The sequence below is a fragment of the Streptomyces sp. H27-H5 genome (genome assembly GCF_026627505.1).
GTDB lineage: Bacteria > Actinomycetota > Actinomycetes > Streptomycetales > Streptomycetaceae > Streptomyces.
This window is the reverse complement of record NZ_JAPNLK010000183.1, coordinates 1-7904: the sequence shown is the minus strand read 5'-3', so window position 1 is coordinate 7904 and position 7904 is coordinate 1. Positions and strand designations below refer to the sequence as shown.

General features: G+C 70.4%; 7 protein-coding genes and 2 pseudogenes. 4 read left to right on the top strand and 5 right to left on the bottom strand.

Features of this window, described 5'->3' with window-relative positions; genetic code table 11:
* Positions 1-169: 169 nt before the first annotated feature.
* Positions 170-730, top strand: a pseudogene (locus OTB19_RS40785) (glycosyltransferase family 2 protein); the annotation flags it as partial.
* A 5-nt stretch (positions 731-735) separates the two neighbouring features.
* Positions 736-1356 (top strand): TIGR04282 family arsenosugar biosynthesis glycosyltransferase, encoded by a 621-nt coding sequence (locus tag OTB19_RS40780; protein ID WP_267803922.1) that lies wholly within the window; start codon positions 736-738, stop codon positions 1354-1356.
* Positions 1357-1581: 225 nt separating this feature from the next.
* Here OTB19_RS40780 and OTB19_RS40775 read toward each other — a convergent pair.
* From OTB19_RS40775 to OTB19_RS40755, 5 genes and pseudogenes are all read right to left on the bottom strand, one after another.
* A pseudogene (locus OTB19_RS40775) lies at positions 1582-1981 on the bottom strand (ATP-binding protein).
* A gap of 79 nt (positions 1982-2060) precedes the next feature.
* Complete coding sequence (locus OTB19_RS40770) at positions 2061-3287, bottom strand: ABC transporter permease (RefSeq protein WP_267803921.1); 1227 nt, start codon at positions 3285-3287, stop codon at positions 2061-2063.
* Positions 3284-3949, bottom strand: coding sequence for an ABC transporter ATP-binding protein (locus tag OTB19_RS40765; RefSeq protein WP_324289651.1), 666 nt, complete (start codon positions 3947-3949; stop codon positions 3284-3286). The genes OTB19_RS40770 and OTB19_RS40765 overlap by 4 nt, the downstream gene beginning before the upstream one ends.
* Before the next feature lie 53 nt (positions 3950-4002).
* Positions 4003-5151, bottom strand: coding sequence for an efflux RND transporter periplasmic adaptor subunit (locus OTB19_RS40760; protein WP_267803918.1), 1149 nt, complete (start codon positions 5149-5151; stop codon positions 4003-4005).
* On the bottom strand, positions 5148-5678 hold the full coding sequence (locus OTB19_RS40755; protein WP_267803916.1) for a hypothetical protein: 531 nt from the start codon (positions 5676-5678) through the stop codon (positions 5148-5150). The genes OTB19_RS40760 and OTB19_RS40755 overlap by 4 nt, the downstream gene beginning before the upstream one ends.
* A gap of 217 nt (positions 5679-5895) precedes the next feature.
* Between OTB19_RS40755 and OTB19_RS40750 the strand changes: the two genes are divergently transcribed.
* Together OTB19_RS40750 and OTB19_RS40745 are read left to right on the top strand one after the other, a co-directional pair.
* On the top strand, positions 5896-6552 hold the full coding sequence (locus tag OTB19_RS40750) for a response regulator transcription factor (protein ID WP_267803914.1): 657 nt from the start codon (positions 5896-5898) through the stop codon (positions 6550-6552).
* On the top strand, positions 6546-7781 hold the full coding sequence (locus tag OTB19_RS40745) for a sensor histidine kinase (protein WP_267803912.1): 1236 nt from the start codon (positions 6546-6548) through the stop codon (positions 7779-7781). The genes OTB19_RS40750 and OTB19_RS40745 overlap by 7 nt, the downstream gene beginning before the upstream one ends.
* The last annotated feature ends 123 nt before the right edge of the window (positions 7782-7904 follow it).

The following is a 7904-nucleotide window of genomic DNA, read 5'->3' as shown; positions in this document are numbered from 1 at the left end:
GATCTGGGACCAGATCACCGGGACTCTCGGCCTGTCCGCAGCAGCCTGAACCACCGTCACCACCACGGCCAGATACGCCCCGAACCAGAACACACCCACCAGGACTCACCCAACCTGACAACGCCCCTATTGGTCCTCTGTCCGGGAAGTTCGGGGCACCCCAGGCGCCGTCGCCGCATCGTTCGGCGCGACGGTCGTGTACCAGCCGGAGCGTGGGTTCGGCGCCGCGTGCCATGCGGGGCTGCTGGCGGCGGAGGCTGAGTTCGTCTGCTTCTGCGACTGTGACGCCTCTCTGGATCCCGGACTGCTTCCCTCGTTCGTGCAGGAGGTGGCGGACGGAGGGACAGACCTGGTGCTGGGGCGGCGTCGCCCGCAGGGACGCGGGGCCTGGCCCGTTCATGCGCGGGCCGGGAATGTGGCCCTGTCCCGGATGGTGCGTCGGCGCACCGGACTACGGCTGCACGATCTGGGGCCCATGCGCGCCTGCCGGCGTGAGCCGCTGCTGGGCCTTGGCCTCACCGACCGGCGCAGCGGCTACCCGCTCCAGATGGTCGTGCGCGCGGCCGACGCGGGTTGGCGTGTCAGCGAAGTCGATGTCCCCTATCGTCCGCGGGCCGGGAAGTCGAAAGTGACCGGGACCTGGCGGGGCACCTGGCAGGCGGTGCACGACATGCGTTCAGTGCTCTCGGAGCCGCCGGTCCCGGCACCCGGTGGAGTGGGTGCGCGGTGACCACGATGCTCATCCTTGCCAAGGAACCGGTGCCCGGGCGGGTGAAGACCCGGCTCACCCCTCCGTACACGCCCCAGGAGGCGGCGCTCCTGGCCCAGGCGATGCTCACCGACTCCCTGGAAGCCATGCTCGCGGCCCCCGCCGAGCGGCGTGTGCTGGTCCTCGACGGTTCGCCGGGTACCTGGCTGCCGCCCGGCATCGAGGTCCTGCCACAAGGGCAGGGAGGGCTGGACGAACGGCTGGCCGCGGCCTTCGGACTCTGTACCGGTCCGGCCGTGCTCATCGGCATGGACACCCCGCAGGTCACCCCCGCCGTCCTCGCGCCCGCGCTGGCCGAGGACGCCTGGCAGGGCTGCGACGCATGGTTCGGCCCGGCACTGGACGGCGGCTTCTGGGCCCTGGGCCTCGCCGAACCCGATCCCGCGCTGCTGCGCGGGGTACCGATAGACGTCCCTGACACCGGCGCCCGACAACGCCAGCGGCTGACCGAGGCCGGGCTGAAGGTGCGGGACCTGCCGGTGCTGCGTGACATCGACACCGCCGCCGACGCACAGGCGGTGGCAGCCCACGCCCCGCACACACGGTTCGCCACCGCCCTGGCCCTGCTGACGCAGGCCGGGCCGTGATGACCACCGCCGTCCCGCTGCGCCCCCGCCGGGTACGCGAGCCGGTCCACGCATGCGCTCCTCATGATCTGCCGCGACTCTTCGCGGCTGCCTGTGGTTGATGTAGCGGTAGAGGAGGTTCTGGCAGCCCGCGTCGAAGCCCAGCGGCCCACGATCTCCGCCAGCCGCGTCACCCGCCTGCCGCCGACCTCGACGCGCTGCTGACTGCGCTCGACCTGCCTCGACCTACTGGATGCCGCAGGGATCGTCGGCCAGAACCACGGCAGCCTTGACCCGCTTGCCCACCGGCTCACGCAGAAGCTCGAAGCTGCGGCACACGGCCATGACGATCTCCAAGCCGTGACGTCCCACCCGGCCGGCCCGGATCGGCAGCGCAGGCGACCGGCAGAGTCGGGTCGGTGTCCCACACGCTGATCTCCACGACCCCGTCCTCGACCCCGAAGTCCAGCAGGAAGGGACCGGGTGCGTATTTGCGCGAGTTGGTGACCAACTCGCTGACCACGAGCTCAACGATGCCCATCGCACCTACCGACACCGGGATCCCGTAAACGGCCTGCACCTCGTTCATAAACAGCGGGCGGCATACCGGCGGCTCGCAGCCGGAGAACGCAACAGCCGACAGGATCGGGCGGCTGACCGGAGGCTGGGATTCGCCGTCGTGGTCCCAGACGCCGCGACGCCGCTGCCAATCGTGGGTGAGGTCGTTACGGTCCGGAGAGCGCGGCCCGGGGGGCGAGCCGGGCCGCGCGTACGGCGGGCCACAGTCCGGCGAGCGCGCCGATAGCCATGGTGGCGCCGACCCCGACGCCCAGCGCCCAGGGCGGGACGACCACCTGCCAGTCCTGCGAGAGGGCGTATCCCGCCGACGCTCCCGCGCCGAGGGCGGCGCCGCTGATGCCGCCGAGGGCGGAGAGCATGACCGACTCGGTGAGGAACTGGGTGCGGATCTGGCCGCGGGTGGCGCCGAGCGCGCGGCGCAGGCCGATCTCGCCGCGCCGTTCCAGTACGGCGATGACCATGGTGTTGGCCACCCCGACACCGCCGACCAGCAGGGCGATGGCGCCGATGCCGACGAGCAGGCTGGTGAAGGCCTGGTTGGCGGCCTGTTTGGCGCGCAGCGCGTCGGAGGGCCGGGCGACCGTGACCTCGTTGGGTGCCTCGGGGTTGGCGCTGGCGGCGAGGACTCCGCGTACCTGGTCGACCTTGCTGTCGACGGTGCGGGTGTAGATCATCGTGGGGCGGCCGTCGAAGCCCAGCCGGGTCTTGGCCGCGTCCCAGCCGATGAGCGCCGAGGAGTCCAGTTCGGGGGCGAGCGGCGCCTTCTTCAGGATTCCGGTGACGGTGAACCACTGCTCGCCGAGCCAGATTTGGGCACCGGGGGCGGTGATGCCCAGCTTCTCGGCCGCGGTGGCCCCGAGAACGACGGCCGGGTAGCGGCTCTGCGCTCCGTTGAGCCACCTGCCGGCGGCCATGTCGAGACCGACGGTCCTGGGCAGGTCGAGTCCGGCGCCCAGGACGCCGATGCCGCCGCTGGCGGCCTTGGGGATGCGGTCGTTGCGGTAGACCTTGGCGTCCTTGACGCTGCCCGTGGCCGCGGCGCTCTCGACCGGGGCGATGCGCTTGACCATGTCAGCGGATTTTTCGGGCAGCGGCGCGGGCTTGCCGGTGAAGTCCTTTCCAGGTGTCACGGTGAGCATGTTCGTACCCACCGAGGCGAGTTGGGCGTTGAACGCAGCCTGGCTGGAGGCGGATACGGCGACCACCGCGACCATCGCGGCAATCCCGATCGCGATGCCCAGCGCCGACAGCAGTACCCGGGTGGGGCGGGTGCGCAGCCCGACGCTGCCCACCCGCAGGGTGTCGGCCAGGCTGAGCCTGCGGGGGGTGAGACGACTCGCGGCGAGGCGCTGCGGGTCGGGGCGGCGGCTCACAGCAGCACCCCTTCGGTGATCTGGCCGTCGCGTACGCGGATACGGCGGGGCAGTGCGGCGGCCAGTTCCTGGTCGTGGGTGATGACCAGGACGGTCGTGCCGGCCGCGTGGAGTTCGCGCAGAAGGTCCACCACGGACGCTCCGGACGCGGTGTCGAGCGCCCCGGTGGGCTCGTCGGCCAGCAGCAGTGGCGGGTCGCCGACGACCGCGCGGGCGATGGCGACGCGCTGCTTCTCGCCGCCCGACAGTTCGTTCGGGCGGTGGTCCAGGCGGTGCCAGAGGCCGACCCGGCGCAGGGCCCTTTCGGCCCGCGCCCGGCGTTCCTTGCGAGGGATGCCCAGATAGAGGAGCCCGTCGGCGACGTTGTCCAGCGCGCTGACCCCGTCGGCCAGGAAGAACTGCTGGAAGACGAAGCCGATGGACCGGGCCCGGAGTGCGGACAGCCTGTTCTCGCTCAGCCCTGCGACGTCGTGCCCGTCGATGCGTAGGGTGCCGGACGTCGCCACATCCAGGGTGCCGATCAGATTGAGCAGGGTGGACTTGCCGGAGCCCGACGGGCCGACGACGGCGAGGAGTTCGCCCCGCTCGACGCGGAAGGACACCTGGTGGAGCACCCGCACCCCGCCCGGATACACATGCTCGACGTCTTCGAGTTCCACCAGCGGAGGTTCGGTCGGCGAGGGCCCCCTCGGCGCGGCTCCCGTCAGCGACGGCGTCATGCGGCGGCCCCTACCGTGGCGCCCGCTGCCAGGCCGCTGCCGCTGACCTCGACCCTGCCGTTCGCGAACATGCCGAGCTTCACGGCGACGACCGTGCTCTTCCCGTCGGCGCCGATGACCTCGACGCCGTAGCCGCCCTCACTGAGCGCGAGCAGTGCGGTGATCGGCACCGTCAGGACGTTCTCTTTCTTCTCGCTCTGGAGCCCGACGGTGACCGGCGCCTCGGTAATGTCCCCGACATCGCCGTCCAGATCGATGTCGACACCGATGGTGGACTTGTCCGCGCCGCCGTTCACGCCTGGTGTCTTCTTCACCGTCGTACCAACACCGGTGATCGTGCCCTTGACCGTCTTGCCGTCGGGAAGGGTGACGGTGGCCGAGCCGCCCTCCTTCACCAGCGCCCGGTCTGCGATGTCCAGGTCGACATGGACCTGGCGCTTGGACGAGGTGCCGGTCAGCACGGGTGCGCCCGGCTGGACGGCCGAGCCGACCGGGGCCTTGCGTTCGCCGATCCGCAGGGCCCCGGAGACGAACACGACCCTGCCGTCCTCCACGTTCCCGGTCTGCGCGACACCGAGGGCCTTCTGCCAGCGCTTGACCGCCTGTGCGGTCAGGTCGGTGAATTCCTCGTCGACGGTGAAGCCGCTGTAGCCGAGAGCCTGAAGATTCTCCTCCAGCTGGCGTACGTCTTCGCCCTTGTCGCCGCTCTTCATGTCCCGGTACGCGGGCGAGCTCCCGTACAGCAGGATCACGGGTTTTCCGTCCACGCCGTAGAGCTGCTCGCCGCGCGAGACGGTGCTGCCGACTCCCGGCAGGCCGGTGACGGTCCCGGCCAGCCGGCCGTTGACCGAGGTGCTGCCCTTGAAGCCGAGCGTTCCGTCGACCTGCTTGCTGTTGACCAGTGTCCCGCGGGTGACCTTGTCCGTGTTCTGCTTCGGCTCGTCCGCGCCCGCCACCGGGGCGGGGCCGGTGTCGACGGTCGCGTAGTACACGCTGCCGCCGACTGCCGCGACCAGGACAGCGGCGATGATCCAGCGGCCGCGGCTCTTGCGGCCGCGGGGCCGGTGGCGCGGGGCGGCGACATGGAGATCGTCCCCGCCGTCTTCGCCCTGCGGCACGGTGCTGCTCTCCGTGGCGGCGGTCACTGGCCGGCCTTCCCGGACGACACGGCGCCGCACGCCTTGAGGGCATCCTGCGTCTTCTGCGAGTCACCGTTCGGAATGTTCATCATCCCGTCGGCGGTCGGGTCCTCGGCCTCGACGCCCTTGCCGCGCAGGCACTGGGCCAGCTTCACGTCCTTCGCCTTCTGCTCTGGGCTGTACCCCGGCGCCTGTCCGTCCGCGTTCGGCATGAACTGCTTGCACTTGTCGACCGCCGCCTGGAACTTCTTCGCGTCGGCTGGCTGGGCGACCTGCTGTCCGTCGGCGTCCGGGTCGGGCATGTCGATGCCCTGCTCGCGCATGCAGGACGCGTACTTGAGCCGGGCCTTCTGCATCTCCTCCGGGCTCTTCTCCTTCTGGGGAGCGTCGGCGGACGGCTTCTTCTCGCCACCGGCACTGGCGACGTCGTCACTGCTGCCGCCTCCACCTCCGCCGCAGGCCGACAGGGCGAGGGCCATACCCATGGCGGCCGAGGCCAGGGCACAGCGCTTACGGAAAGAGAGGACAGACATGGGGACCTCACGGTTCGGGGGGGGAGGGGGAGGCGGTGCTTGCTCCATGAGAGAAGCAGCCAGCCGTGCGCAGGGAGATAAGCACCGGAGGCCGCCTGGCCCCGCCACGCTTATCCCTCTGCAATCGCCCTTCTGCTTGCATGGCAGAACCGCGGTCCGATCCATCCTGTTTGTTACCTTCAGTCACTGCCGCGCACCCACCCGAGGAAGCTCCCCCATGAGGGTCCTGATCGCCGAAGACCACCACATCCTGGCCCGTACGATCGCCACCGGCCTGCGCCGCCATGCCATCGCGGTCGACCTCGCCTGCTCCGGGGACGCGGCCGAGCGGATGTGCCTGCTCACCGATTACGACGTCATCGTCCTCGACCGGGACCTGCCCGTCATGAGCGGCGACGAGGTGTGCCTGCGCCTGCGTGAACTCCAGGACCCGCCCCGTATCCTCATGCTCACCGCCGCCGGTTCGGTGGAGGACCGGGTGGCCGGGCTCGATCTCGGCGCCGACGACTACTTGGCCAAACCCTTCGACTTCGCCGAACTCCTCGCACGGGTCAGGGCGTTGAGCCGTCGCGTGCCCACGCCACCGCCGGTGATTCTGCGGCACGACGGCATCGAGCTGGACCGGGCCCGGCGCGAAGTCCGCATCGAGGGGCAGCCGGTGGAGCTGAGCCCGAAGGAGTTCGCCGTACTCCAGCTCCTGATGGAGGCGCGCGGCGAACCCGTCACCCACCGTGCCCTCCTGGACCACGTATGGGACGAGAACCTGGACTCGCGCACCAGCGCCGTACGCGCCACCATCAGTCGGCTGCGCGGCAAACTCGGCCGCCCCGACGCGATTTCCGTCGACGACGGCAAGGGCTACCGGCTGTGCTGAACCCCCTGTCCCTACTGAACCCGGGGCGTCTGCGGGCCGTGCTGCGTGACCGTCTGACCTTCCGCGCCAAACTCGTTGCCGCCTTCACCGCGCTGTTCTTCTGCGCCGGCGCCGCACTGCTGCTCTTCGTCACGGTGCTGGCCCGGCAGGGAACCATGGAGCAGTTCGCGCGCATCACGATCAACCAGACCGACCAGACCGACCATCCCCCCCGTCCCCGCCCCACCTCCTCGACCTCGCTCCGCCCCGCAAGCCCGACGAGTCCCGACCCCGCCGCCTCGGCGGGCGACGTGCAAGGGGCCCGACAGGAGGGTATTGAAATCACCAACAGGCTCCAGGAGGCGGCCGTACGGCAGATGGTGCTGTGGTCGGCGGTCGGCCTGGCCGTCATGGCCGTACTGTCCGGGGTCATGGGCTGGTGGCTGGCCGGCCGGGCCCTGCGGCCCCTACGCAAGGTGATTCTCGCGGCCCGCTCGATGAGCGAGGTGAATCTGCACGAACGCCTTCAACTCGCCGGGCCCAAGGATGAGTTGCGGGAGCTGGGCGACACGTACGACACCATGCTGGACCGGCTGGAGAAATCGTTCACGAGCCAGCGCCGGTTCGTCGCCAACGCCTCCCACGAGCTGCGCACCCCCCTGGCAGTCCAGCGCACCAGCATCGAGGTCGGCCTCGCCGACCCACTTCCCGCCCACCTGATCCCGGTCCGCGAGGACCTGCTCACCACCAACCACGATGCCGAACACCTCATCGCCGCACTTCTGCTGCTCGCCCGCAGCGACCGCGGACTCGACGAGACCGAGGACACCGACCTCGCCGAACTCACCCGGCAGGCCGCCGGTGAACTCAGTTCCCTCGCCGCCGAGCACACCGTCACCACAGCCCTGCACACCACGCCCCTGCCCCTGAACGGAGACCCGGTACTCCTCAAGCACCTGGTCTCCAACCTGGTACGCAACGCCATCCAGTACAACCACCCGCAGGGGACGGTCACCGTCCGCGTCGACACCTGCCGGCTGACCGTGACCAACTCCGGACCACCCATCGACCCGGCCCGCGTGGACGGCCTGTTCGAACCCTTCCGGCGCCTCGACCATGACCGCAGCGCGGTCCAGGGCCACGGCCTTGGCCTGTCCATCGTCCGCTCCATCGCCGACGCCCACGGTGCCACCACCACCGCCGCACCGGGCCCGGACGGCGGTCTGGCCATCACCATCCGCTTCCCCTAGGTCCTGTATGGAGTCCAGATCACGGTTTGGGTAATCGGCGCCGCGGAACCGGTCGCTCTTGATAAACCATCGGGCATGGCACGTGGCGACCTCACCGACGAGCAATGGGCCCTGATCGAGCCC

Coding starts and splice junctions, on each gene's coding strand:
- OTB19_RS40780 (WP_267803922.1), top strand. CDS start 736: ATGCTCATCCTTGCCAAGGAACCGGTGCCCGGGCGGGTGAAGACCCGG.
- OTB19_RS40755 (WP_267803916.1), bottom strand. CDS start 5,678: ATGTCTGTCCTCTCTTTCCGTAAGCGCTGTGCCCTGGCCTCGGCCGCC.
- OTB19_RS40750 (WP_267803914.1), top strand. CDS start 5,896: ATGAGGGTCCTGATCGCCGAAGACCACCACATCCTGGCCCGTACGATC.